This is a genomic window from Pseudomonas sp. CCI4.2 (assembly GCF_034350045.1).
GTDB lineage: Bacteria > Pseudomonadota > Gammaproteobacteria > Pseudomonadales > Pseudomonadaceae > Aquipseudomonas.
The window spans coordinates 3,445,937-3,471,580 of sequence record NZ_CP133781.1; the positions used below are offsets into that span (position 1 = coordinate 3,445,937).

General features: G+C 54.7%; 18 protein-coding genes. 5 read left to right on the plus strand and 13 right to left on the minus strand.

Annotation, left to right across the window (positions count from 1 at the left end; genetic code table 11):
- Positions 1–2 precede the first annotated feature (2 nt).
- The 5 genes from ccoO (RHM65_RS15630) to ccoN (RHM65_RS15650) form a co-directional block, all read right to left on the minus strand.
- Positions 3–611, minus strand: a complete 609-nt coding sequence (ccoO, locus tag RHM65_RS15630) for a cytochrome-c oxidase, cbb3-type subunit II (protein ID WP_322165070.1) — start codon at positions 609–611, stop codon at positions 3–5.
- On the minus strand, positions 611–2,053 hold the full coding sequence (ccoN, locus tag RHM65_RS15635; protein WP_322165069.1) for a cytochrome-c oxidase, cbb3-type subunit I: 1,443 nt from the start codon (positions 2,051–2,053) through the stop codon (positions 611–613). Before ccoN (RHM65_RS15635) ends, ccoO (RHM65_RS15630) begins: the two co-directional genes overlap by 1 nt.
- Before the next feature lie 500 nt (positions 2,054–2,553).
- On the minus strand, positions 2,554–3,504 hold the full coding sequence (gene ccoP / locus RHM65_RS15640) for a cytochrome-c oxidase, cbb3-type subunit III (protein WP_322165068.1): 951 nt from the start codon (positions 3,502–3,504) through the stop codon (positions 2,554–2,556).
- Positions 3,505–3,507: 3 nt separating this feature from the next.
- Positions 3,508–4,116: a cytochrome-c oxidase, cbb3-type subunit II gene (ccoO, locus tag RHM65_RS15645; RefSeq protein WP_322165067.1), complete on the minus strand. Its 609-nt coding sequence runs from the start codon at positions 4,114–4,116 to the stop codon at positions 3,508–3,510.
- Between the two features lie 10 nt (positions 4,117–4,126).
- On the minus strand, positions 4,127–5,551 hold the full coding sequence (gene ccoN / locus RHM65_RS15650) for a cytochrome-c oxidase, cbb3-type subunit I (RefSeq protein WP_322165066.1): 1,425 nt from the start codon (positions 5,549–5,551) through the stop codon (positions 4,127–4,129).
- Between the two features lie 100 nt (positions 5,552–5,651).
- Between ccoN (RHM65_RS15650) and RHM65_RS15655 the strand changes: the two genes are divergently transcribed.
- On the plus strand, positions 5,652–6,344 hold the full coding sequence (locus RHM65_RS15655) for an alpha/beta family hydrolase (RefSeq protein ID WP_322165065.1): 693 nt from the start codon (positions 5,652–5,654) through the stop codon (positions 6,342–6,344).
- Between the two features lie 71 nt (positions 6,345–6,415).
- On the opposite strand, the gene RHM65_RS15660 is transcribed toward RHM65_RS15655, so the two are convergent.
- The gene (locus RHM65_RS15660; protein ID WP_322165064.1) at positions 6,416–9,076 is read right to left on the minus strand and encodes a hypothetical protein; all 2,661 of its coding nucleotides are present in this window, start codon (positions 9,074–9,076) and stop codon (positions 6,416–6,418) included.
- Positions 9,077–9,140: 64 nt separating this feature from the next.
- Positions 9,141–11,000: a hypothetical protein gene (locus tag RHM65_RS15665; protein ID WP_322165063.1), complete on the minus strand. Its 1,860-nt coding sequence runs from the start codon at positions 10,998–11,000 to the stop codon at positions 9,141–9,143.
- A gap of 1,075 nt (positions 11,001–12,075) precedes the next feature.
- On the opposite strand from RHM65_RS15665, the gene RHM65_RS15670 reads away from it, so the two are divergent.
- Positions 12,076–13,749, plus strand: coding sequence for an autotransporter outer membrane beta-barrel domain-containing protein (locus RHM65_RS15670; RefSeq protein WP_416194708.1), 1,674 nt, complete (start codon positions 12,076–12,078; stop codon positions 13,747–13,749).
- A 101-nt stretch (positions 13,750–13,850) separates the two neighbouring features.
- Here the strand turns inward: RHM65_RS15670 and RHM65_RS15675 are convergent, their stop codons facing one another.
- The 4 genes from RHM65_RS15675 to acnA form a co-directional block, all read right to left on the minus strand.
- A complete protein-coding gene (locus RHM65_RS15675; RefSeq protein ID WP_322165062.1) occupies positions 13,851–14,498 on the minus strand; it encodes a hypothetical protein in 648 nt (215 codons plus the stop codon).
- Positions 14,499–14,920: 422 nt separating this feature from the next.
- Positions 14,921–15,586: a hypothetical protein gene (locus RHM65_RS15680; protein ID WP_322165061.1), complete on the minus strand. Its 666-nt coding sequence runs from the start codon at positions 15,584–15,586 to the stop codon at positions 14,921–14,923.
- 272 nt (positions 15,587–15,858) lie between these two features.
- Positions 15,859–17,424 (minus strand): PAS domain-containing methyl-accepting chemotaxis protein, encoded by a 1,566-nt coding sequence (locus RHM65_RS15685; protein ID WP_322165060.1) that lies wholly within the window; start codon positions 17,422–17,424, stop codon positions 15,859–15,861.
- A gap of 476 nt (positions 17,425–17,900) precedes the next feature.
- A complete protein-coding gene (acnA, locus tag RHM65_RS15690; RefSeq protein ID WP_322165059.1) occupies positions 17,901–20,669 on the minus strand; it encodes an aconitate hydratase AcnA in 2,769 nt (922 codons plus the stop codon).
- 233 nt (positions 20,670–20,902) lie between these two features.
- Between acnA and rlmM the strand changes: the two genes are divergently transcribed.
- Positions 20,903–21,967: a 23S rRNA (cytidine(2498)-2'-O)-methyltransferase RlmM gene (gene rlmM / locus RHM65_RS15695; RefSeq protein ID WP_322165058.1), complete on the plus strand. Its 1,065-nt coding sequence runs from the start codon at positions 20,903–20,905 to the stop codon at positions 21,965–21,967.
- A 75-nt stretch (positions 21,968–22,042) separates the two neighbouring features.
- On the plus strand, positions 22,043–22,297 hold the full coding sequence (gene tusA / locus RHM65_RS15700) for a sulfurtransferase TusA (protein ID WP_322165057.1): 255 nt from the start codon (positions 22,043–22,045) through the stop codon (positions 22,295–22,297).
- Between the two features lie 144 nt (positions 22,298–22,441).
- On the opposite strand, the gene RHM65_RS15705 is transcribed toward tusA, so the two are convergent.
- Complete coding sequence (locus RHM65_RS15705) at positions 22,442–23,854, minus strand: MATE family efflux transporter (protein ID WP_322165056.1); 1,413 nt, start codon at positions 23,852–23,854, stop codon at positions 22,442–22,444.
- Positions 23,855–23,996: 142 nt separating this feature from the next.
- Here RHM65_RS15705 and pdxB point away from each other — a divergent pair, with 142 nt between their 5' ends.
- On the plus strand, positions 23,997–25,139 hold the full coding sequence (gene pdxB, locus RHM65_RS15710; RefSeq protein WP_322165055.1) for a 4-phosphoerythronate dehydrogenase PdxB: 1,143 nt from the start codon (positions 23,997–23,999) through the stop codon (positions 25,137–25,139).
- A gap of 81 nt (positions 25,140–25,220) precedes the next feature.
- On the opposite strand, the gene RHM65_RS15715 is transcribed toward pdxB, so the two are convergent.
- Entirely contained in the window at positions 25,221–25,397 is a 177-nt protein-coding gene (locus tag RHM65_RS15715; RefSeq protein WP_322165054.1) for a PA1571 family protein, read from the minus strand.
- Between the last annotated feature and the right edge of the window lie 247 nt (positions 25,398–25,644).

The window sequence follows — 25,644 nt, forward strand, 5'->3', positions numbered from 1 at the left end:
TATCACCGTTTGCTTTTGATGATGGTGCCAAGGCCCTGAAGGTAAGCGACCAACGCATCCATTTCAGTTTTGCCTTTGACGGCAGCGCTTGCACCGGCGATGTCTTCGTCAGTGTAAGGAACGCCGAGCGTGCGTAAGACTTCCATTTTTTTCCCGGTGTCTTTGCCATCGAGCTTGTTTTCTACCAGGAACGGGTAGGCAGGCATTTTCGACTCAGGCACAACGTTGCGAGGGTTGTATAAGTGGGCGCGGTGCCAGTCGTCAGAGTAACGCCCGCCGACACGGGCCAAATCAGGACCAGTACGCTTGGAACCCCACAGGAACGGGTGATCCCAAACGCTTTCACCGGCGACTGAATAGTGACCGTAGCGTTCTGTTTCAGCGCGGAACGGGCGAATCATCTGCGAGTGGCAGCCGACACAACCGTTGGCGATAAAGATGTCGCGGCCTTCGAGTTCCAGTGCCGGGCGCGGCTTCATGCCCTCGACTGGCTTGTTGGTTACATCCTGGAAGAACAACGGAACAATCTGGGTCAGGCCGCCGATGCTGACGGCAATGACCATGAAGAAGGCCAGTAGGCCAATGTTCTTCTCGAGAACTTCGTGTCTCATCAGTGAGCTCCAACTACAGCGATCTGAGCGGCGGCTTCAGCTTCAACCGGGTCCGAAGCGCGAACGGTGCGCAGCACGTTGTACGCCATGAACAGCATGCCGCTGGCGAAGAAAGCACCGCCAATGGCGCGGACGATGTAGCCCGGGTGGCTGGCTTGCAACGCTTCGACGAACGAGTAGGTGAGGGTGCCGTCATCGTTGATCGCACGCCACATCAGGCCCTGAGTAATACCGTTGACCCACATCGAGGCGATGTACAGAACGGTGCCGATGGTTGCCAGCCAGAAGTGCGTGTTGATCAGGCCAACACTGTGCATCTGCGGACGACCGAAGACTTTCGGGATCATGTGATACAAGGCACCGATCGAGATCATCGCCACCCAGCCAAGCGCGCCGGCGTGTACGTGGCCGATGGTCCAGTCAGTGTAGTGAGACAGCGAGTTGACGGTCTTGATGGCCATCATCGGGCCTTCGAAGGTCGACATGCCGTAGAACGCCAGGGAGACCACCAGGAAACGCAGGATCGGGTCGGTGCGCAATTTATGCCACGCCCCCGAAAGGGTCATCATCCCGTTGATCATGCCGCCCCAGCTTGGCGCCAGGAGAATGATCGACATCGCCATGCCCAACGACTGAGCCCAGTCGGGCAATGCGGTGTAGTGCAAGTGGTGCGGACCGGCCCAGATATACAGAGTGATCAGCGCCCAGAAGTGCACGATGGACAAGCGATACGAATAGATCGGACGCTCAGCCTGCTTCGGAACGAAGTAATACATCATTCCCAGGAAGCCCGTGGTGAGGAAGAACCCTACCGCGTTGTGGCCGTACCACCATTGAATCATTGCATCCGTCGCACCGGCGTACGCCGAATAGGACTTGAAGAATGAAACGGGCAGCGATGCGTGGTTAACGATGTGCAACATCGCCGTCACGAGAATAAACGCGCCGTAGAACCAGAGGCCCACGTAAATGTGTTTGGTCTTGCGCTTGACGATGGTGCCAAAAAACACAATCGCATAAGTAACCCAGACAATAGCCAACAAAATAGCGAGAGGCCATTCCAGTTCGGCGTATTCCTTGGTTGTTGTATAACCCAGCGGCAACGTGATGATTGCGCCAATGATCACTGCTTGCCATCCCCAGAAGTGGAAAGCAGCCATGCCATCGGAAATTAATCGTGTCTGGCAGGTTCGCTGCACGACGTAATAAGAAGTGGCAAACAATGCACATCCACCAAAGGCGAAAATCACCAGGTTTGTGTGCAATGGGCGTAAGCGTCCGAAAGTCGTCCACGGCAAACCCAAATTTAAATCGGGCCATACAAGCTGCGAGGCGATAAAGACACCAAGCCCCATGCCAAGGATCCCCCAGACCACCGTCATGATGGCGAACTGGCGGACTACCTTATAGTTATAAGCAGTCGGACTGATTGCTGTGCTCATTCTAAGGTTCCACGGTTGGAGTATTTTTTTGAATAAAAAAGCGGTCGCAAGTATGGAGAAAGCAGGTTTTCATTGCAACGCGACCAAAGCCTTGCAACTGCTCTCTGAAGCTGATTCTGCGGCCGTTACAGCATGGTCAGAAGGCCGTTTGGCATCCTGAAGAAATGCTGAAGTAGACATACAAAGTAACGGTTCCAAGCCGGTGAAATGTAGTGCGCAGCACGAGAAACTACAGAGCAATACCAAAGTCAACGGCGAAGAGCCGTTGTACCGGGCGTTTTGCGCGCAGTGTCGAACAATCTGCAATGCACAGGCGTATCACTTTTTTGGTGACCTACTGTTGGCGGTCCACTGTGCGACGAAGCTTAGTCCTGAATGTCTGGGGTGGGAAGCTGTTCCCATAATGGGTGCGACACTTGGTCGCGGAAAATAAGAAAACTGCCGCTCCTGTCCAGGGAGTGGCAGTTTCTTAGCCTTTAGGTGGTTCTCGTTACAAAAACCTATTTTGCCTTGGCTGTTTGTTCCCCAGTTTGAGCACTGTCTTGCGACAGGCTGTAAACATAGGCGGCCAACAACTGCACTTTGTCATTACCTAACAGGTCGGTTTGCGCAGGCATTTGGCCCTGGCGTCCGTAACGGATAGTTTGTTGCAATTGCGCCACGCTGCTGCCGTAGATGAAACCGGCGGGTTGAGTCAAGTCCGGCGCACCCATTGCTTGAGTGCCTTTACCGGCAGGGCCGTGGCAAGCAACGCAAGTGGTGTTGAACGTTTGTTGGCCCGCTTCTATGTTGGCGCTGTCGCCTGCCGAACGTGGCAAACCGGCAAGACCGTGACGAACATAAGCCGCTACGTTCTTCACGCCTTCGTCACCCAGAATCGGACCCCAGGCTGGCATCATCGCGATGCGGCCGCCCATGATGGTGGTCTTGATGGTGTCGGGACTGCCGCCCCAGCGCCAGATTTTGTCCGCCAGGTTAGGGAAGCCGTAGGCACCCTTGGCGTCCGAGCCGTGGCACACCGAACAGTTAGACGCAAACAGACGCCCGCCCATTTTCAATGCCTGTGGATCTTTGGCGACTTCTTCTACCGGCATGGCCGCGAATTTGGCGAAGATCGGTCCGAACTTGGCGTCAGCCTTGTCCATTTCCTTCTGCCATTCGTTGACCCCGGTCCAGCCATTTTCATAGCCAGGCAAGACGCCCTTCCAGTTGCCCAGGCCCGGGTAGAGGATCAGGTAACCGATTGCAAACACAATCGTCCCGGCAAACAACATGAACCACCACTGCGGCAGCGGGTTGTCATATTCCTCGATGCCGTCGAAGCTGTGCCCCATGGTCTGATCGGTGCTGCCTTTGGTTTCGCCCTTGCGGGTGCCGACCAGCAACCAAGTGAGGGCTATCAGCGTGCCAATGGTCAGCACGCAAATGTAGGTGCTCCAAAAAGTTGTCATGGCTTACCTCTTGCTCTTGATCGAAGTGCCAAGCACTTGCAGGTAGGCTACTAGCGCGTCCATCTCGGATTTGCCCTTGACGGATTCGACGGCCCCAGCGATGTCGCCATCGGTATATGGCACGCCAAAGTTACGCATGGTCTTGAGCTTGATTTCGGTGTGGCTGCTGTCGAGCGGCGTCGTTACCAACCATGGGTAGGCGGGCATTTTCGATTCCGGTACGACGTTGCGCGGATTGTACAAATGCGCACGGTGCCAATCATCCGAGTAGCGTGCGCCAACCCGTGCCAAATCCGGTCCGGTGCGCTTGGAGCCCCACAAGAACGGGTGATCCCAGACGCTTTCACCGGCTACTGAATAGTGGCCGTAGCGTTCGGTTTCAGCGCGGAACGGCCGAATCATCTGCGAGTGACAACCCACACAGCCGTTGGCGATATAAATGTCGCGACCTTCAAGTTGCAGCGCGGTGTAAGGCTTCATACCTTCCACCGGTTTGTTGGTCACATCCTGGAAGAACAGCGGCACAATTTGCGTCAGGCCACCGATGCTCACAGCCAGCACCATCAACAGCATTAACAGGCCAACGTTTTTCTCGATTACTTCGTGTTTCATGGCGAACTCCTCAGGCCATTTGCGCAGCGGCGATGGCTTCGGCAGGCACTGAAGCCCGCACGGTGCGCCATGTGTTGTAGGCCATCAGCAGCATGCCGCTGAAGAAAATTGCGCCACCAATCAGCCGCACTACATAACCAGGGTGGCTAGCGACCAGGGTTTCGACGAAGGAGTAAGTGAGCGTGCCGTCTTCGTTGACTGCGCGCCACATAAGGCCTTGAGCAATACCGTTGACCCACATCGAAGCGATGTACAACACGGTGCCGATGGTTGCCAGCCAGAAATGCGCATTGATCAAACCCATGCTGTGCATTTGTGGACGACCGAAGATCTTCGGAATCATGTGGTACAGCGCGCCAATCGAGATCATCGCTACCCAGCCAAGAGCGCCGGCGTGTACGTGGCCGATGGTCCAGTCGGTGTAGTGGGAGAGGGCGTTGACGGTCTTGATGGCCATCATCGGCCCTTCAAAGGTCGACATGCCGTAGAACGCGAGTGAGACGACCAGGAAGCGCAAGATCGGATCGCTGCGCAACTTATGCCAGGCACCTGACAACGTCATCATGCCGTTGATCATGCCGCCCCAACTTGGCGCCAGCAGAATCAGCGACATCACCATGCCCAACGACTGTGCCCAATCCGGCAGCGCGGTGTAGTGCAAGTGGTGAGGACCGGCCCAGATGTACAAGGTGATCAATGCCCAGAAGTGCACGATGGACAAACGATACGAATACACCGGACGTTCGGCTTGCTTGGGAACGAAGTAATACATCATCCCCAGGAAACCTGCAGTCAGGAAAAACCCTACTGCGTTGTGCCCGTACCACCACTGCACCATGGCGTCTGTCGCCCCGGAGTAGATCGAGTAGGACTTGGTCAGGCTGATCGGTACTTCGAGGTTGTTGACGATGTGCAACAGAGCCACGGTGAGAATGAACGCACCGAAGAACCAGTTACCGACGTAAATGTGCTTGGTGGTACGTTTCTTCAACGTGCCAAAAAACACGACGGCGTAGGCCACCCAGACAATGGTGATCAGGATGTCGATCGGCCATTCCAGTTCAGCGTATTCTTTGGAGCTGGTATAACCCAGCGGCAAAGAGATGGCAGCCAGTACGATCACTAGTTGCCAACCCCAGAACGTAAACTGCGCCAGTTTCGGCGCAAACAGTTGCGTCTGGCAGGTGCGTTGTACTGAGTAGTAAGAAGCTGCGAACAGCGCACACCCACCAAAGGCAAAAATCACGGCGTTGGTGTGCAAGGGGCGCAAGCGCCCAAACGTGGTCCACGGTAAGTCGAAGTTAAGTTCGGGCCAAACCAATTGCGCGGCGATAAATACACCGAGCCCCATTCCGACGATCCCCCACACCACCGTCATAATGGCGAATTGGCGGACCACCCGATAGTTGTAGGCGGTACTGTTCGTTGTAGTCATTTAGGTGTGTTCCTATCTTGCTTTGTTCGCAACAGAGCTCCGGAACAGAGCTCCGGGTCATAGCGCCGAGTTATTCAGATGGATCAAAAGCGAGGCAAGCATGAGCAATGGGCAAAGGGCCGGTATTGACGAGGATCAATGCGCGCAACTGATGTACGACAATGGTTGGCTATGGACGCCGGCCTTAAAGCAGGTTGAACGCCCAGCGGCGACCCTGATTTTGGCTCATGGCGCGGGGGCGCCAATGGACAGCGATTTCATGAATGGCATAGCGCAGCGCCTTGCAGCGCGGGGCGTTAACGTCGTGCGCTTTGAGTTCGCTTACATGGCTCAACGGCGTATCGATGGCCGTAAGCGCCCGCCCAATCCGCAGGCACAGTTACTCGACTGTTGGCGGCAGGTCTACACGCAGGTGCGACCACAGGTCACTGGCCGTTTGGCCATTGGCGGCAAGTCCATGGGCGGCAGGATGGCCAGTTTGTTAGCTGACGAATTGAGCGTGGATGGATTGGTGTGCTTGGGCTATCCGTTTTATGCCACCGCTAAGCCGGAAAAACCCAGGGTGGCGCACTTGGCGGCATTGAAAACGCCAACGTTAATAGTTCAGGGAGAACGGGATACGCTGGGAAATCGGCACACGGTGGAGGGGTATACAGTGTCCGATGCCATCAGCCTTTATTGGCTGGCGACCGGTGATCATGATTTGAAGCCGTTGAAGTCGTCGGGGTTTAGTCACGAGGAGCATCTGAACAGCGCGGCGCAAGCCGTTGAGACGTTCTTAAGCCACCTCTGAATACCCGGCGCTGACTGCGCAACAGGTAGACCCTTAACCAAGAGCCCACCTGTTGTTACAGCGCGTTATGCTTATTTTTTGATCCCGAAGCAGTTCAACTGAAAGTTATTCGACACCAGATCTACGCTGCCACTGTCCAGGTTAAAGGCTCGGGAGTTTCCCAGTGAGCCGCTGGAGACTTGTTCATTCGTCCACCAACCCCAGCCATTGTTCCAACCTAATAGTTGGCCTACAGCCGGACTTTCCCCGGCATACACGGCGCGAAGTTGTTTGAAGTCGTTCGCATTCATCGAGTGAACGCCTTGCTGATCGCAAAAAGCCCGATAGCCGTAGAAGTCCTTGCGTACATCCGGGAACCCTACAAACACTCGCGCGCCCGACGTTGTCAGTTGGTAACTCGCGGTCGCACCCAATGCATCCGTAGCCGTGATAGCCGTTACACCATTGCCGGCAGCGGTAACCTTGCCATCCTGATCAACGAGCGCCACCCGAGGGTCGCTTGATTGGTATTGATAAGGCGGCTGACCACCGGTGGCGGCTCGAGTGTAGATCGCACTGATCGGTGGGTTCGCGGGTGGTCGTCCTTCGAACACTACATAGCCCGCCAGCGCGAGCGCATAGTCGGCGCCGAGGTTCAAAGGTGGCGCCAACGCCTGCACTTGAAACGTCGTCGCTGTTGACTCCACGGGTGCGGCTACACCACGAGTGACGTTATACGTGACCCCGGCCGACGTACCGGCACTGCCCACGGCGACCGACTTGGGCACCGTAAACTTGATCGCCCCGGCTTCCCCCGCGTCCTGAGGCGCGGTCGTATGGGAAGAACCGCCAACCCACTTCACGATAATGCTGTCCTTGCCATCAATGCCGGTGTAGCGAGGGACCGTTACCTGTACGCCGGAATCGGGGACGTTTTCCGGGATTAAGTTGTTGTCTGAGTCCACACCGGCGACGGTGGGTTTGGGTAGCAATGTCAGGCCCGGAGCACCAACCTTCACGATTAAAACGTCCGAGAAGAGTGTTTGATTGCCTCGTTCCACCGTGTACGAAACATTCACGTTGCGGTTCAGGTTAGCGTCCACATAGGTTTTTTTGACACGAAAAACGACTTCCTTCCCGGACGTGCCGCTGTTGAGCGTAGTACTCGTGCTGTACACCCCGCCCGAGGACGTGCCATCCCAATGCAGAATGACTTTGTCCAACGGCGCCATGCTGGTAAACGGCTGAATACGTACTATGGCTTCCAGAACGAGGTCATCCGGATCGAGTACGCCATCGGCACTCAATCCATCGACATTCGCAGGTGGCAGCAGAGCGCTCCCGTCTGCGCTGACTTGAACATGCAATGACGGTGACTTGAAAAACGCCCGGGCAAAGGTAGTCACCGTGTAATACAGCTCAAGCGTGCCGCCTGCCAATGCGCTGACTTTTTCGTCAGGGATCAAAAACGCCAGCGGCACCCCAACATCGTCGCTATTGAGATTCTTGACCTCCTCATGAATTACATTGGCGCCGCTGGCCGTCTTACCCATCCATACCAACGTCACGTCGTTGCCGTCGGCCATGAAGTAATACGCCGGAACCAACGTGATGACGTTGTGTGCGGTTGGGTCAAGCACACCGTTGTTCTGCTCGGCCGCAGGCAGCTTCGGTGGCGCCAAGACTTGGGTTTCACCGACGACCGTCAAGGGCAAGCTTTTGGAACGGAGTTCTTCGCCGAACTCTTTCGTAACCTTGTACTTAAGCCGCGCGCGACCTTGGGCGATCGGCGTGAATTGCTCGTTGGGAATAAAGAACTCTACAAACCCAACAGACGTACCCACTGTTTTCGTCGAGACATAGGGTTCCAGCGCCATTCCTTCGGCAGTGTTGCGCTCGAGCGTTAGGGTGATCTCGTCTGCGGGGTTGTTGCCTGGATAAGACAGCACTAGCGCCTGAACATCGGCACCGGCCAGAAGGGTAAGGTCCAATTCCAGGTTGACCGCTTGTGGAGCGACTGGCGCGGGCAGGGTGGAATTGCCGGCTTCTACTTCGACGCAGGTGGGGAGAGACCAGCGCGACCAATTGTTTACGACGTCGCGGATTTCATACCGCACTTCCAACATGTCGGAATCGCCAGCGGCATTAACTACTTCCTCGGAAATAAGCAATACAACAGGTTTACCGATCTCTGCTGTAGATTTCAATTCGTATTTGACGAATTGACCGTTCCACGAAAGGGTAATTCTGTCGCCGACTTCCATGTGTTGATAAGGAGAAATGTTAGTAATTACGCCCTTAGGCGAGCTAATAATGCCTTGAGGTATGATGATTACTTTGGTCAGCGCTTCGTTTTCCCAAGGAGTGGCTGGGTTGGTGTCAGTACCGCCTGGAGAATTTAACTTGACCCTGATTGTGGCTGGTAAGGATGTGTTTTTTAAACCCCCGATAGGTTCGGTCACTTCGTATAATAGGATTATTTGTTCGGGGTGGATATATCGTTGCCCCAGTTCTAAAACAATATGCGACGGTGTTTCAGGAATAAGGTCTCCTTCCTTGATCGTATAATTAAAAACAAGGATGCCATCGCAGTACAGATCGATAATATGGCCCGCCGCCATGTCAGAGTATGGTCCCACCTTTACGAGCAGGGGTACGCTGGGGTCGAGTGTATCTGCATAGCCAATGCCGCTAGGATCATGAAGATTTACCATGGCCGGCGCGGGAAGTAATGCTTTGAGTGAGTTAGTCATTTAAATGTCCAAGTTTATTTATTCGTTGGAAGGCGAGTCTTTAAGACCCGCCTGGTCGATTAAATCAGCACCCTATACCAGGAATGGCCATTCGAATCAAAACCGACGCGGTTCGGGAGTTGACCGGTCCGTTAGGGCCATCCACTTTGTAATAAGCTTCTGCATGCCCGGTACAAATAAGCCGTAACTTGCTATCCGAAATGCGGAAGCTATAGCCGTTAACGATTTCATCAGCGTCTAGCGTATGCGTTTCTTCTAGACTTGCGCCCGGTACAGGCGTGCTGCCGTTGGCGGCGTTATATCCGTGAAACACAAGGGTAACGCGAGGGTAATTCTCAATGTTTTCGTAGGGAGCAATGAAAACAGGCGTGCCGTCAGGACTTAGAACTGGACTGATAGCGTTATTGTCATTGGCGCTTGTGTACACTGGTTGAAACAAGCCGGCTTCGCCGCCCGGTAAATCGCCCTCCGATCGAACTTCGACTGATTGGGAGAATGACTTAGATATGTTTGGATTGCCGTCATGGCTAACGGTGTAGTACACTTTGATCGCTTCACCAGTGCCCTCTGCAGTTATCACTGAATTGGGGATGGTTAACGTAATATCCTTGTCTAGATCGATTGTTTCGATTTGAAATGTGACTGGTATTGGTTGTGAACCCCAGTATAAGTGGATTTGGTCGCTGATTGTGAAATCGTTCTTCCAGCCAATGATGGCCTTTGCCTCAAGCAAGAAATCTTCTTCATCAATTACGTTGTCGTCGTTATTGGCACTGCTGCTGGTTCCTCTGATTATCGGTAGATCGAGATTCTCATTTTCTGGGGTTTCTGGGTCAGGATCAACGGGGCCTGGCAGTTCTAAATTAACATTTACCATCAGCTCAGTAGAACTGCCGATCAAAAAGTTACTGCGCCACACCTCATAACGAAGTGCGACCTCTCCATCCCTAGATAGCGCGATGGTAGAATAACGAACGTTGATATCAAAGATCGGATTTTGTGTTTCATCTCCGGGCTTCAATTCAGCTTCAGGCAAAGCACTATCACCCCAGTACAGGGTTACTTTGTCACCTGCTTGAGGATCAGGGTATTGAGGAACGCTCACCGCTACAATGGCGCGCGCATCCGCGTCATCAACCACACCGTCTTCGGCCTGAGGGCAAAGCGGAGCCGGGAAGTCAGTTGGTGCGGGTGTTAGAAATAGGCTAAACGTTTTTGTCTGAGATTTGATTGAAACGTTGCCTGCGCGGTCGGTCACAATATAGTAGACCGGCTCCGCAACATCACCAACGCTTTCCAAGAATGCTCGGTCAAAGTCGATCATCACCTCATCCATGGTGACTTCATCTTCTACTACAGTGTGCGTTGGGCCAGGTTTTTCGCCCCAAAATGTCTGAATGTAATCCCCCCACGCAATGCCGGTATACCCAGGCACTTCGGTGCTTATTACATCGCCCAAACCCGATAATTCGGCCGAGGTCAGCACCCCGTCATCGACGACAGACGGGAATATCAGCCCGGCTAACAACCCACCGCCTGGAGCGGTTTTGTCGACAATAATGTAAGTTGGGTCGGAGTCGTTAGTTAGACCTCCGGCGGCGTTTGTGGCCCGGTAGGCTACCTCAAATCTTCCGTCGTTAACCAAAAGAAATTCTGGAATTTCGAGAAAAATCGAAGCACCTGGTGTTTCATCGATGGCTATTTCTTTAATCTTTCCTTCAGCTTTGCCATCCCATAATAACTGATACTCATCTCCAGGTAAGGCATCGTCCCAGACGACCAAAGTTGCAATGATAGAATTCTGCAAGTCTTCAAGCGTCAGTAATCCATCGGCGGGGTCAGCTAACGGCACGATGGGAGCGTTTAACGCCCGTGGATTATTTTTTTTTCGGGTGATCAATGAGCGTGGATTTGATGTGCACATGATAATTCTCCAAAGTGAAGGTGACGTTAAAATGATTTCAACGTTCGCCGTCTTTTAATGGCAATAAGAGGTCGGTCACTTTTCCTTAGGAAAAGCTAATGAAAGGCCATCTATCGCCCAATGCTTAAGGTAGTACTGCTAGATAGATATTGCTCTATCTGCGTTTGAACTAATCGTAGGTGGGGTTTTTTGTCAATGGGTTGTGATGAATAAATATTTTATTTTTGGGGTCGAGTTTAGGCTGTACGAAATAGACTGCTTGCTTATAAGAATCGTCCTACTTTGATGTCCGCTCCTGTTCCGCGCTTATTAGGTTTCTAAATGCTCATCCTAAACGGTAGCATCTTTTTGGGCGTCAGCTGCCATCAGTTAACTGCTTAACAAATGTCTGTAGGAAAAATATTACGTTTTTAAAGACAATTCCTACGCTTCAAAGAGACCCGCCATAGGGAGCCGAAGTCGGAGATATTGCAAACTATCCATTCTTGTTGTTAGCGTGGGAGTGCGTATATTGGAACGTAATGGACGTATGAATCGTCTTAACTTCGGAGTGGCAGGGATAACCCTAGGAATGTCACTGGCTGGAGCGGCGTGGGCGGAAACAAATTATATCGTCGGGGGCATAACGGATATTAACGATTCGACTGACGATAATTATCAAGTTTCTGGAGGGGGTACTTTAAATATTAATAATGCCGATGTTGGATGGGTCAGGGCAGATAATTCATATGTAAATATCACAGGTGGATCGATTGGTCAGGGCGGCGCACATGGACTAGAATTAAGGGCAAGTGTGCTTAATGCAAGTGATGCTATTATTTCTAACTCGGCAGGTAACGGGCTTAGCCTAGTGTTCGGTGGAGGTGGAACCGTAAATGGCCCATCAAAAGCCTATGTAACTGACAGCGAGATATTTGGGGTCGGTAAGGGGGTTTTGGTGGGAAAGTCGGGTTATTTAGAGTTGCGCAATACTGACGTTACGGGGAGGCAGAACGATGAAGGTCAAGGCGTTGGGATCGATGTTAAGGGCGCTACGATAATCCTGGCACAGGATAGTTATGTTCTTGGCGACAGTGTGGGGCTTTTGGTCACTTCGGCTGGGCAGCTTCCTGGAGGTGGTGCAGATTCGAATGTAAACGCCATTATCGTCGATGGTTCTGTTGTACAGAGCTTATATGGGGCCGCTATTAAAGTTGATGAAATTATTCACTCTGGAAATGTTTCCATTGGCGGTATCGCCAATATAATTATCCAAAACGAATCTACCCTTCTGGCCGGTAACGGTAATCTGGTAGAAATCGAACACGCCAGCACCGCCAACTTCACCGTCGACAACAGCACCCTCACCGGCAACCTAGTCGCTGATGACACCAGCACTCTCGACGTAGTCCTGAAAAACAACGCCAGCCTGACTGGCGACATCACCAATGGAAACAATCTAGCCGTCAATTCTGGCGCGCAGTGGCAGATGGTTGGCGATAACTCGGTCAAATCCTTGAGCCTTGGGGGTGGCCAGGTGAGGTTCGGTCTCGACGGGTTTCATACGCTGTCCTTGGGTGAGTTGTCCGGCAGTGGCGTGTTTGGCATGAAGATCGATCTGGATGCCGGAGTGGGGGATCTGTTAAGCGTGAACGGTCAGGCCAATGGTGATTTCACGTTGAAGGTCAAAAACACCGGCACCGAGCCAGTGTCTCCCGATTTGCAACCGTTGCAGATCGTTCATACCGAAGGCGGTGATGCGCAGTTCAACCTGCTGGGCGAGAGGGTGGATTTGGGCGCCTATTCCTACGAACTGGAGAAACAGGGCAATGACTGGTTCATCGTCGGGTCTGGCAAGACCATCAGTCCGTCGACGCAAAGCGCGTTGGCGCTATTTAACGCGGCGCCGACCATTTTCATGAGCGAGATGACGACGTTGCGCAGTCGCATGGGTGAAGTGCGTGGCAGTGGCGAAGGTGGGGGATGGATGCGGGCTTATGGCAGCCGTTTCGAGGCAACCACTGGAGCCGGGGTTGGGTACAAGCAGCAACAACGCGGACTGTCGTTCGGTGCGGACGCCCCGGTTCCGGTCAGCAATGGTCAATTGTTGCTGGGTGTGCTGGGTGGCTACAGCAAATCTGATTTGGACCTGAACCGTGGGACGTCGGGCACGGTTGATAGCTACTACGCGGGTGCTTACGGCACATGGTTGTCGGAGGAGGGTTACTACGTGGATGCGGTGCTCAAGCTGAACAAGTTCCGCAATGAGTCAAAGGTGGCGATGAGTGATCAGACCAAGGCCCAGGGCGATTACAACAACTTGGCGGTCGGTGGCTCGGTGGAAGTCGGCAAACACATCAAGCTCGGAGATGACTATTTCATCGAGCCTTTCGCGCAGATGGAGGCCGTGGTGGTGCAGGGTGATCACTACCGCCTTGATAATGGTCTGGAAGCCAAGAACGATCGCACTCAATCGGTTCTGGGTAAGGTTGGCAGCTCAGTGGGTCGTAACATCGCGCTCAAGGACGGCGGGGTGCTCCAACCGTACCTTCGCGCTGCGGTGGCTCATGAGTTTGCACGCAGTAACAAGGTGACGGTCAACGACACGCGTTTCGACAATGACCTATTCGGGTCACGTGCTGAGTTGGGCGTCGGGGTGGCGGTGTCACTGTCGAAAAACCTGCAAGTACACGCTGACTTCGATTACATGAAAGGCAACAACGTCGAGCAGCCGTGGGGAGCAAATGTTGGCGTACGGCTGGCGTTTTGATGGAGTCATAAAGGCAGCTACAAGCTACAGGTTAGAAACTTGAAGCTTGAGTCTAGTCAAAAAACCCCCACCGGCCGTTGTGCCGTTGGGGGTTTCTTTATTCAGTCATCCTTTTTTTTGGGGCGGTTTTTGCGTTGGAAAGAGGTCTTCCTGCTTTTCTGTTTGTCGTTGGTTGAGTAGAAGTCCTGCAGTTTGACGTGCAGGATCGCTGAAGTGCCGATTCTCACTCCGTCACGGAACACGTCATAACAGACCTGAACCTTGCCCTGTCGGAGGAAAGAGGTCGGGCTGGAAAATAGCCACTGGGTGCCCATTATCGATTGCTTGACGTTCAGTTCATCCACGCGTTGAGCGGGATATGTCACGCCACCCCAGAGCAGATTAAATGTATCCCCTGGCCTCAGGTAGCTCGAGCTAGGTATCAGCACATTGAAACCCTTTTGCGCCTGTGCGAGCGACATTGATTCAGGATCGATGCCGTCCAGCGAGGGTGCTTTCAGGTGATCGGAGATCAGAGCCGGCATCAGATCTTCGAACGAATACTCAGCAAACGCCGCCTGCGGATAGTTGAGTGATAGCTCTTCCGTGGAGGACGGGGGGTTAGCACTGATGTGAGCGTCTGACGACAATTGAGTCCCCGCAGGAACTCCAGGTTTGGATTGACTCTCTCGTCGCGCCGGACGGCCTTCGGTGGTTATGGGGTTTTTGCCGTTGGGGGTCGCAGAGCTTTTTGGGTCGTTGTCATCCATTGAGGAATCCTTGTCTCAGGTGTTGGAGTTAAAAATAGGTCCGCACCAACTGTATAGGTCACGATGATGCGTTAATCCGACTGAATACATTGCTGTGTGTGACCAAGCGTTGAGATTGCATTCAGAGTGCACCCCGATATATGGATTCCTCTAGCTAATGTGGAAGTTACAGGGCTGTTGCGGTTGGTGAGAATATCCAAGTAGATCTAAGAATGGCTACATTTAATGCAGAGAAAGCGAATTGTCAAGGTGTGAGGCTTCATCAAAAGTGTGTGTTGCTGCTTCGTATGTGTGAGGTATAGGAAGTAACCTACAATCGTTGTTTTTTTCCTACATGCATAGAAGAAATTACTTAAAATACGCACATGCAAACCCCCGGAGCTGTACCCAGTCGGGGGGTGCATTGTTACTTAGTGTCTAGCTTAAATGGTCAGCGTTAAAGAACTCGCGTTTGAGGGTGCCGATACATTCCCGGCGCGATCCGTTACTTGGTAGTAAACGGTGATTTCATCGCTCTGCAGATTCGAAAGAAATTCTCGTTCGAATTTAATGTTAATGGGAGAGGTTGTCAGATGCTCAGGTGCAACCGTGGTTGTCGGTCCGTTCATTTCATTGCACACGGCTTGGATGACATCGCCCTGTCCCATGCCGGCATAACCGGGGATGAGACCACTGAGAGAATCGCCGAACGTTGCGCTTGGAAAGATGATGGGTGCGAGCAGGGCTGCGCCGGGCGGGGTTCGGTCGATGTGTATTGAGGTCATCGCGGAATCAGCAGACGTACCGCCGGGAAATGGAGTCGCCCGGTATCCAATGGAATAACGACCGTCTTGCCTGAGCTGGGTATTCACAGGGATTGTTAACGTCTTTACGCTTCCCTCTACCGGAACAGGATCTGGAAAACGGACCAACTCACCTACAAGCGTACCATCTACTAATAGTTGATAACTGTCTTGAGGTTTAGCCCCATACCACACCGGAAAATGAATAATAATATCGGTTTCAAGATCGACGGTTTTAATGAGGCCGTCGGTATCGGCAACCGGTACGGTAGGTGCTACTAAGCCATATTTTTTATCGTTGTTCATGTTAATCCTTAAATGCAAATGGTTTTCGAGGTTTTCAGACAGATACTCGGTCAATTGTCAGGTGCAATACATACTGATTACCTGACCTGTCTTTAAATCAACTAATAGTGTTTGAATGTTCGGGTCAAGCCTCTTGCGAGGTAAATTTGTATCATCGGAAAATAACTATCTGAATTGATCCAGTGCGAGAAATGTCCTACAAACAAAATCCCACCCAATAAAAAACCCCAACAAAAAAAGCCTGTCGGGGTTTCTTATGCAACCCTTAACAACTACCGATTAAAGCGCTCTACCAACGAGTACTGAGTGTGTGCCGTACTGGTTAACTCTCCGCTTAGTTGTGCCGAGCGGCGGGCTTCATCCGAGGTTTTGTCCGCGAGTTCAGCGATGGTGCTGATGTTGCGGCTGATTTCTTCAGCGACGGCGCTTTGCTCTTCGGTGGCGGCGGCGATTTGGGTGGTCATGTCGGTGATATGGGCCACGGCTTCGCTGATGCCCACCAACGCTTGGTCGGCTTCCATGACCCTGGCCACGCCTTCCTCTGCCTGACGGTGGCCTGCATCCATGGTTTGCACGGCGGCGCTGGCGGTGTGTTGCAGTTTGGCGATGAGGCCGTGGATTTGTCCGGTGGATTCGGTGGTGCGTTGCGCCAGTTGGCGAACCTCATCGGCGACCACTGCGAACCCTCGGCCCATTTCTCCGGCGCGGGCCGCTTCGATGGCGGCGTTCAGCGCCAACAGGTTGGTCTGATCAGCGATGCCCTTGATCACATCGACCACGCTGCCGATTTCGTTGCTGTCTTTGGCCAGCTGCGTCACGGTCAGCCCGGTTTCGCCGACGGAGGCAGAAAGGCGCTGAATAGCTGCGCGGGTTTCGCCTGCGATGTCGCGGCCTCTTCGGGTCAGTTCATTGGCTTGCTGGGTCGCTTCAGCAGTGCGTTGTACATGGCTGGCAACTTCTTGCGTAGTTGCGGCCATTTGATTAACCGCGGTGGCCACTTGTTCGGTTTCGACGCGTTGACGTTCCAGGCCTGACGAGCTGGCATGGGCGAGCGTGTCGGATTGCTTGGCTTGGTCGGTCAGTTGCTCAGCGGTGTCCTGCAAGCGTGTCAGGCAGGTTCTCAGACGCGCTTCCTGACTGAGAATCGACATTTCCAGGCGGGCCTGTGGCCCACGGCTGTCGGTGTACATTTGCGCAATCAACGGGTCAGACGTGGTTTGTTGAGCCAGCATTAACAAACGCTTGGTGCCACGCTGTTGCCAGGTCAAACCCAGCAGGCCCAGCGGCACCGATAATGCGGCCGCCAGTGCGAAGCCCCAATTGGAGTTCAACCAGGCGCCGATCAAGAAGCTAAGCTGGCTGACCATGATGAACGGCACCCAATCTTGTAGCACCGGCAGCCATTTATCGCGGTTTGGGACCGCCGATTTGCCGCGATTCACCCGCTGGTACAGCGCTTCAGCGCGACGGATTTGTTCAGCGGTAGGCTTGACCCGTACCGACTCGTACCCCACGCACTGGTTTTTTTCGAACATCGGCGTGACGTAGGCGTTTACCCAGTAGAAATCGCCGTTTTTGCAGCGATTTTTTACGATCCCCATCCAAGGCTGCGCCTGCTTGAGGGTGCTCCACATGTGGTCAAAAACGGCAGATGGTACGTCTGGGTGGCGGACGGTATTGTGCGGTGCGCCGATCAGTTCTTCGCGGGAAAAGCCGCTGATTTCAACGAACGCATCGTTGCAATAGGTGATAACGCCCTTGGCATCGGTGGTTGATATCAACCGCTGTTTTGCGGGAAGCGTCCGTTCACGTTGGGTGATGGGCTGATTGTTACGCATGGGCAGTTCGATCCGCTGGGCTATAGCGTGGGTATCGGCAAAATAACCGAAGAATTAAGCATTTTTTTCAACAATGGCCACCGGGCCCCCTCATTGTGGCGGTGGCATGGTGACATGCACCTCTTTCGAGGGCCTAAATCTCTGTGAATTGTTCGTCTGTTCAGAGATATTCATATCGATATGGTCAATCAAAAACGTGAGTGCCTGAAACTCATCCATCACCGCTGGCCTTCGTAAGTTAGCACTCAGTTAACCGGAAGGAAATTGGACTTATGGTCAGTAGGATCCATTTGGGGACTCGCTTAGGCGTTCGGCCGCAGGGTTTAACGGGCCTATGGGCGAAATTGGATATTCAGTTCACAGGTGATCTACGGACGGGCGGACATCTGTAGGAGATACCGCCCGGTTTTCGACGCCGCGCGACAACGCTTGCCGCCCGCGAAGGCGACAAGCACTGGCTATCTCAGGTGAACCGATCAGCTTGCGATGGCTTGCGGACCTCCGGTGTTGCCAATCAACTGACGCAACACATAGTGCAGAATGCCGCCCGCCTTAAAGTATTCAACTTCATTGAGGGTATCGATCCGGCACAGCACATCGACGTCTTCGCGGCTGCCGTCAGTGCGGGTGATGGTCAGTTTCAAGCTCATCCCAGGGCGTAACTCGGCATGGGTCAAACCGCGGATATCGATTTTTTCATCGCCCGTCAGGTTCAGCGTCTTGCGACTTTGGCCGTCCTTGAATTGCAGCGGCAAAACGCCCATACCCACCAGATTAGAACGGTGAATCCGCTCGAAACTTTCGGCGATAACCGCCTTGATGCCCAGTAGGTTAGTGCCCTTTGCGGCCCAGTCACGGCTAGAGCCAGTGCCATATTCCAGACCGGCAAACACCACCAGCGGCGTGCCTTCGGTCTGGTAACGCATGGCCGCGTCATAGATCGGTAGTTTTTCCTCGGTGGGAATATGGATCGTGTAGCCGCCTTCTTCGCCACCGAGCATCTCGTTGCGGATGCGGATGTTGGCGAACGTGCCGCGCATCATGACTTCATGGTTACCCCGGCGTGAGCCATAAGAGTTGAAGTCGCGGGGTTCGACGCCTTTTTGCCGCAGGTAGCGACCGGCTGGGCTGTCAGCCTTGATATTGCCGGCAGGGGAGATGTGGTCGGTGGTCACCGAGTCACCCAGCAACGCCAGGATGCTCGCACCGCCCACGTCTTCGATCACCGGCAGTGGCCCGGCAATAGTGTCGAAAAATGGCGGGTGCTGGATGTAGGTGGAGTCATCCTGCCAGACATAAGTCGCGGCTTGAGGCACTTCAATCGATTGCCATTGCGCGTCACCGGCAAACACTTCGGCGTATTCCTTGTGGAACATACCGGTGTTGACTTGGGCAACCGCGTCAGCGATTTCCTTCTGGCTCGGCCAGATATCGCGCAGGTACACCGGTTTGCCATCCAAACCGTCGCCCAGCGATTCGGTGCTGATGTCGATACGCACACTGCCCGCCAAGGCATACGCCACGACCAGCGGCGGGGAGGCGAGCCAGTTGGTCTTGACCAGTGGGTGTACGCGGCCTTCGAAGTTGCGGTTGCCAGACAGTACCGAGGCAACCGTCAAGTCCGACTGTTGGATGGCTTTCTCAATCGGCGCCTCCAACGGTCCTGAGTTGCCGATGCAGGTGGTGCAGCCGTAGCCGACCAGAGCAAAGCCCAGCGCATCAAGGTAGTGGGTCAGCCCGGCCGCTTTGTAGTAATCGGTCACCACTTTCGAGCCCGGCGCCAAGGACGTCTTGACCCACGGTTTACTTTTCAGGCCTTTCTCCACCGCTTTTTTTGCCACCAATCCCGCAGCCATCATCACGCTGGGGTTCGAGGTGTTGGTGCAGGAGGTGATGGCCGCGATGACCACCGCACCGTTTTTCAGGCGGTAGGTATGGCCGTCGTACTCGTAGTCTGCTTCACCGACCAAATCGGCGTTACCCACCGCGACACCACCGCCGCCTTCACTTTCCAGTCGACCTTCTTCTTTATGTGATGGCGCGATTTGCAGGCCCAGAAAATCGCTGAAGGCCTGTGCGACGTCGGGCAGCGAGACTCGGTCTTGCGGACGCTTGGGCCCGGCGAGACTGGCTTCAACGCTGCTCATGTCCAAGTTAAGGCTGTCAGTGAATACCGGTTCTTTACCCGGCAGGCGCCATAGGCCCTGGGCCTTGCAGTAGGCCTCTACCAGTTTTACGGTTTCGGCGGGACGCCCGGACAAGCGCAGGTAGTTCAATGTGATGTCGTCGACCGGGAAGAAGCCGCAAGTTGCGCCATATTCCGGCGCCATGTTGGCGATAGTGGCGCGATCGGCCAGTGGTAGATCGGCCAAGCCGTCGCCGTAAAACTCGACAAATTTACCGACCACGCCTTTTTTACGCAGCATCTGGGTGACGGTCAGTACCAGGTCAGTGGCGGTAATGCCTTCTTTCAACTTGCCCGTCAGCTTGAAGCCGATGACTTCAGGAATCAGCATCGACACGGGTTGCCCGAGCATCGCCGCTTCCGCCTCGATACCGCCGACGCCCCAACCGAGCACACCGAGACCATTGATCATGGTGGTGTGGGAGTCCGTGCCGACCAGGGTGTCCGGGAAGGCGTAGGTGCGGCCATCCTCGTCTTTGGTCCACACCGTGCGCCCAAGGTATTCCAGGTTGACCTGGTGACAGATCCCGGTGCCTGGGGGCACCACGCTGAAGTTATCGAAGGCGCTTTGGCCCCAGCGCAAGAACGCATAACGCTCGCCGTTGCGCTGCATTTCGATGTCGACGTTTTGGCCGAACGCGCTGGCATCGCCGAACTTGTCGACCATCACCGAGTGGTCGATTACCAGATCTACAGGCGACAGGGGGTTGATCCGTTGTGGATCGCCCCCTGCCTTGGCCACAGCGGCGCGCATGGCCGCCAGATCGACCACCGCAGGCACGCCGGTAAAGTCTTGCATCAGCACCCGAGCCGGGCGGTATTGAATTTCCCGGTCCGAACGGCGCTCGGTGAGCCAGGCGGCCAGCGCCTTGAGGTCGGTGCCGGTGACGGTCTTGTCGTCTTCCCAGCGCAGCAGGTTTTCCAGCAGCACTTTCAACGACATCGGCAGTTTGTCTAGGTCGCCCAGGGTTTTGGCGGCTTCTGGCAGGCTGAAATAATGGTAGGTCTTATTATCGATTTCTAATGTTTTGAGACTTTTCAGGCTATCGAGGGAGGGCATGACATAACTCCTTGACGAGTCCGCACGGTACGGACCTTGGGAATTGAACAGCGTCTTGAACGAGCTCTGATGCAGGTTCCTGAGTGGTTTCGGCTAAGGCTTGAGTTACTACTGGACCGCAGAACGGCGCCAGTGGTTCATGATTGGGCTATCATGCGCCGCTTTTAAGCCTTGAGGCTCACCTCAAGCGCCGCGCAGTGGCCAAATGTTTCGCCACTGCCCAGGAGAAATGAATGAACACCCTGTTTATGCACTGCCGGCCGGGCTTTGAAAGCGAAGTCTGTTCAGAGATTGCCGAGCATGCCGCTCGCCTGAACGTGGCCGGATACGCCAAAGCCAAAACCAACGCGGCCTGTGCCGAGTTCGTGTGCACCGAAGAAGACGGCGCCGCACGCTTGATGAAAGGCCAGCGCTTTGCCGAGTTGATCTTTCCTCGGCAATGGGCGCGGGGGGTGTTTCTCGATCTGCCGGAAACCGACCGTATCAGCGTGATTTTGGCGCAGCTGGCAGGTTTTCCGGTCTTCGGCAGCCTGTGGCTGGAGGTGGTCGATACCAACGACGGCAAAGAACTGTCGAACTTCTGCAAAAAATTCGAAGCGCCGTTGCGCAAGGCATTGACCACCGCGGGCAAACTGACGGAAGACGCCAGCAAACCGCGTTTGTTGCTGACTTTCAAGAGTGGGCGCGAAGTCTTCCTTGGCATGGCAGAGGCTAATAATTCGGCAATGTGGCCGATGGGCATCCCACGTTTGAAGTTCCCCCGTGAATCGCCTAGCCGCTCGACCTTGAAGTTGGAAGAGGCGTGGCACCATTTCATTCCCCGTGATCAATGGGATGAGCGCCTGTCAGGTGAGATGACCGCAGTCGACCTCGGCGCGGCGCCGGGTGGCTGGACCTATCAACTGGTGCGTCGTGGAATGTTAGTGACCGCCATCGATAACGGGCCGATGGCCGAGAGCCTGATGGACACCGGGCTGGTGCAGCATTTGATGGCCGACGGCTTTACCTTCAAGCCGCGTCATCCGGTGGATTGGATGGTGTGTGACATCGTTGAAAAACCCGCGCGCAACGCCGCCCTGTTGGAAACCTGGTTGGGTGAAGGGTTGTGCCGCGAAGCCGTGGTCAACTTGAAGTTGCCGATGAAACAGCGCTTTGCCGAAGTGCGTCGGCTGTTGTTACGGATCGAAGAAGGTTTTACTGATCGTGGGATCAACGTCAGCATTGGCTGTAAGCAGCTGTACCACGACCGCGAAGAAGTGACGTGCCATTTGCGTCGATTGGACGGTAAGCGCCGTTGATCCTGATCCACCCCACGGAATTTGGCGGCGTTCACTTAATTGGGTGACAATGCCCGCCAGTTTTTGGAGAGACGTATGACCGAACTCATCGATACTTCGCCGGTTGACGCCATCCTCGACGCCAGCGGCCTGAGCTGCCCTGAACCGGTGATGATGCTGCACCAAAAGGTGCGGGATCTGCACGCAGGCGGTCTGCTCAAAGTCATCGCCACCGACCCCTCGACCCGTCGCGATATACCCAAGTTTTGCGTGTTTCTAGGGCATGAACTGGTCGAACAACAGGCTGACGGCGGGACGTATGTGTACTGGATTCGCAAGAAGATTGATTGATTGATCAGATTCTTTAGGAGCCAACGTGTTGGCGAGACTTTCTCAGCAGCTTGTCAGGCAGGCCGCCTCGCCAACAAGTTGGCTCTCAGATTCATATACCGCGTCGTCCGCTTCCCGAATAAATTCGGTCCCACAGTGCCGGGATTACCTTGCCGCCATCCGAATCCGCTTGCGCGCGCTGCTGACCAGGCGCATCGACAGCATTAATGCTGCGCAGGTCAGGCCGACGATCAGCCCTTGCCACAGGCCGCTGGGTCCGCTGGCGGGGCCGAGCAGGTCGGTCAGGCCGAGGGTGTAGCCCACCGGCAAGCCGATGCCCCAATAGGCAAACAACGTCAGGATCATCGTCACCCGCGTGTCCTGATAGCCGCGCAATGCACCCGCTGCGGTGACCTGGATCGCGTCGGAAAACTGGAACAGCGCAGAAAACACGATCAACGAAGCCGCCATCTTTATCACCAGCGGGTCGGCGGTGTAGATCTTGGCGATGTGCTCGCGCGTCAGCAGCATCAAACTGGCCGAAAAACACGCATAGAACAACGCTGTCGCCATCCCGACGCCGGCGGTAAAACGTGCATCCCTTGGCGCGTTGCGGCCCAAAGCCTGGCCGACACGCACGGTGACCGCCATGCCCAGCGAAAACGGGATCATGAACACCAGTGAGCTGAAATTGAGGGCTATTTGATGCCCGGCCACTACGTTCGAACCGAGGCTGCCGATCAACAATGCAATCACGGCAAATATGCTGGCTTCGGCAAACACCGCAATGCCGATAGGCAAACCTATATCGATCAGGCGCTTGATCACCACCCATTGCGGCCATTCGAAGTGGCTAAAAACGGCGCTCGGTTCATAGACCGGCGCCCGACGAACCCAGGCAACCATGCCCAAAAAAATGCCCCACATCACAATGGCCGTGGCCCACCCGCAACCAACCCCGCCTAGCGCCGGCATGCCTAAGTGGCCATAGATGAAGATGTAGTTCAACGGGATATTCAACGCCAGGCCGCATAAACCCAGCACCATGCTTGGCCGGGTTCGGCCGAGGCCATCACTGAGGCAGCGTAATACGTAGAACAACGCCGTGGCAGGCATGCCGCAGGCGATGCCGCGCAGGTATCGCATGCAAGGCTCGATCAACACCGGGTCGACTTTCATCACGTGCAGCACGGGTTCAGCGCTCACCAGCAACAGCGCGGCGATGACACCTACTGTCGACGCCAACCACAATGCCTGGCGCACCACGGAGCCGATTTCCGTGGTTTGCCCTGCGCCGTGCCGCTGTGCAACTTTGGGTGTGGTCGCCAGCAAAATCCCGGTCATCAATAAATAGATCGGCACCCAGATCGAGTTCCCAAGGGCCACCGCGGCCAAGTCCCGAGGACCGACGCTACCCGCCATCACCGCGTCGACAAAGCCCATCGCGGTATAGGCCAGTTGCGCAATGATGATTGGCAATGCCAGGGCCATTAGCGAGCGAAGTTCCAGGCGCACGCGGGCCGGACGACTAAGTGGGGGTGGCGGGAGAGGGTTGGCAGGGGTCGTAGCAGAATTCACGTTCAGTCCAAAAGCGGGCACAGAAAGCCGAGCATTCTACCCGCTTGACACTTGAGTCAGGAATCCAAGTTGTGTCAGCGGTTGATCCCATGCAGGATGGCGCGCTGTGTCTACACTGCCGCCGACCCCATGGAGCCCAATCATGCGCATTGTTGCCGATGAAAATATCCCGCTGCTCGATGCTTTTTTCGCCCAACACGGTGACATCCGCCGTTTGCCGGGCCGCTCCATAGATCGCGCCGCGGTGGCCGATGCTGATGTGCTGCTGGTGCGTTCGGTGACCAACGTCAATAAGGCAATGTTGGAGGGCAGTTCCGTACGCTTTGTCGGCACCTGTACAATTGGCACTGATCACTTGGACCTGGATTACTTTAGGCAAGCCGGTATTCAGTGGTCCAGCGCCCCCGGTTGCAATGCCCGTGGGGTGGTGGATTACGTGTTGGGCAGCCTGTTGACCCTGGCTGAAATTGAAGGCGTCGAATTGACTCAGCGGACCTATGGCGTGGTCGGCGCTGGCCAAGTTGGCGGGCGTCTGATTAAAGCTTTACGAGGTCTGGGTTGGAACGTGTTGGTGTGTGATCCGCCGCGACAGTCGGCTGAGGGTGGAGATTTCGTCAGCCTCGAACAGATCATCGAGCAGTGCGACGTCATCAGCCTGCACACGCCGCTGATCAAAACCGGTGACTTGCGCACTTGGCACTTGTTCGACGAACAGCGCCTGAGTCAGCTCAAATCGGGTACGTGGTTGATCAACGCCAGCCGCGGCGCGGTGGTAGACAACGGCGCGCTGCGTGAGGTTTTGCTGCGGCGCGAAGATTTACAAGCGGTTCTCGACGTCTGGGAAGGTGAGCCGCAGGTAGACGTGGGGTTGGCCGATTTGTGCGTGCTGGCCACGCCGCACATCGCCGGCTACAGCCTAGACGGTCGACAGCGTGGAACCGCGCAAATCTACGAGGCGTTTTGTGCTCATTTCGAACGTGCGCCCACGATTAGTCTGCAGCAACTGTTACCGCAAACCTGGCTGACGCAAGTGACCCTGAACGCCAACTGCGACCCGGTTTGGGCCTTGGCCATGTTATGCCGTGGGGTGTATGACCCGCGTCGTGACGATGCAGATTTCCGACGCAGCTTAGTGGGTGATGCTGCCAGCCAACGTTTGGCCTTCGATGCGTTGCGCAAGCACTATCCTGCGCGTCGCGAGCTTGAGGGCTTGTCAGTACAGATCAATGGCGAGTCCGAGTCATTGAGGCAGTTAGTCACAGCGCTGGGGGCCGCGGTGCTTTAACCGCTGAGCAACAACTGCCTAAACACACGGCGTAAAAAACCCGGCTTTTACGCCGGGTTCAAACATATTCTTATTGCAGCATCAATCTTGTTTTTCAGGTGTGACCCAGTGTTTGTCGCATTCCTGACACGCGGTCTGCACCATTTCTTCAGTGATCAGAATCTCGCGTCCATCGTGGTCGAGAATGGCGCCGCCGACAGCAAGCGTCGGAGTGATTCGAACGACCGGTACGTGATTGGTGCTGTTTTGCAAGCTCATGGCCTGTCTCCTCATCAGGTAGTGCGCTTAAACTAATCCCGCTCTATGACCGCGCTGTGACATCCCTCAACGCCTTTTCAACGGAAGTCCAAGTCCACCAGAAATGTTTATAAACTGCCAGCGAGGCTTTAGAACGATACTGTCTAAGTGTCATTCTTACGCGTCATAAAAACCGAAACAGTTCTTATAACGGCAGGTTATTTTAATGGCCATGACAGTATCTCAAGCGTCGTTCGAGCCACGGGTG